The organism is Leptospira andrefontaineae (genome assembly GCF_004770105.1).
Taxonomy (GTDB): domain Bacteria; phylum Spirochaetota; class Leptospiria; order Leptospirales; family Leptospiraceae; genus Leptospira_B; species Leptospira_B andrefontaineae.
The window spans coordinates 1-923 of sequence record NZ_RQEY01000004.1 but is presented as its reverse complement, the minus strand read 5'-3'; the positions used below and the strand labels follow the sequence as shown (position 1 = coordinate 923).

Genomic DNA, 923 nt, shown 5'->3' with positions numbered 1-923 from the left:
TCGGATCGCCATACTACAAAACCTGAATTCAAATACAGTAGTTCTTCTCGTGTATTAACTTGGCAGAATATAGCAAACCAAGCTTCCAGCGAAGCGGAAGTCTTGCCTAGTTCTACTGAGTATTTCGAAGGCGATTTTAATGGAGATGCGATCTCGGATATCGTATTCTTCAATCCTCAAACAGGAAATTGGAAAGCTGCAGAAGGAAGAAAAGAAGGCGGATACAATTTTAAAACTTATGGGAATCGTTATAAAAACTATGACGGTCCTTCTAAGATCAGATTTTTCAAAGGAAATGTAAGTGGGGACTTTAATGGGGATGGAAGATCCGATATCGCATTCTATCTTCCAGAGACTAAGGACTTCATAGTCGCTGAACATGACGGACAAGTATTCCAATTTCGTAATTATGGAAGATTGATGAGCGGGATCCCGGATATTTTCCGGATGGAATGGTTCCCGGGTGATTATGACGGGAACGGTCTTTCTGATTCTCTACTTTTCGATGAGCCTACCGGTCTCTGGACTTTGATGTTGAATAAGGGCGGTAGTTTTGAATTTTTGAAAATAGGCAAAAAATTCCAAAACGTATTCAGAGGAGATTATTCTCCGAATGCCAACCTGGATAGTGTTAGTACAAACGATACCAGTATCGATGGAAAAGATAGAGCTAAGCTCAAGTTCTTAAGCGGAGATTATAACGCAGATGGGCTTACAGATATTTCTCTTTATGACAAGCGGACTGGAAAATGGTTTGTTGGAGAAAATCTCAGAAATCCTGATAAAACAAGCTCAATCTATTTTATTACCAACTGGGTATTATATAAAGTATTTACTGCACCCGAGCAGGCCTTATTTTCCAATGATCAATTCTCTGGGGATTTTAACGGAGATGGGACTTCTGACTTTTTATTATTCGATCG

At 39.5% G+C, this 923-nt stretch carries 1 pseudogene; it reads left to right on the top strand.

Going from position 1 to position 923, the window contains the following annotated elements:
• Positions 1-923: pseudogene (locus tag EHO65_RS01855) on the top strand (hypothetical protein); the annotation flags it as partial.